The sequence below is a fragment of the Phosphitispora fastidiosa genome, from assembly GCF_019008365.1.
GTDB lineage: Bacteria > Bacillota > Thermincolia > Thermincolales > UBA2595 > Phosphitispora > Phosphitispora fastidiosa.
Genome location: NZ_JAHHUL010000106.1, coordinates 1 through 281, shown reverse-complemented (window position 1 = coordinate 281; position 281 = coordinate 1). Strand labels below are relative to the sequence as shown.

Sequence of the window (281 nt, the reverse complement as noted above, 5' to 3'; positions counted from 1 at the left end):
ATTACTTGAGGTTCGGCGCGATGGCGATGCAGGCTTCGCAAAGACCGGCGACAGAGGCCACCGAGTTTTCGAACGCCTTTTCTTCGGTCTTGTTGAGATCGATTTCGATGATGCGCTCGACGCCGCCGGCACCGATGATGACAGGCACGCCGACATACATGTCCTTGACACCGTACTGGCCGGAGAGGTGCGCTGCGACAGGCAGGACACGCTTCTTGTCCTTGAGGAAGGCTTCAGCCATCTGGATCGCCGAAGACGCCGGGGCATAGAAGGCCGAACCG

At 59.4% G+C, this 281-nt stretch carries 1 pseudogene; it reads right to left on the bottom strand.

Features of this window, described 5'->3' with window-relative positions:
- Nucleotide 1: 1 nt before the first annotated feature.
- A pseudogene (locus tag Ga0451573_RS19135) lies at nt 2-281 on the bottom strand (hypothetical protein); the annotation flags it as partial.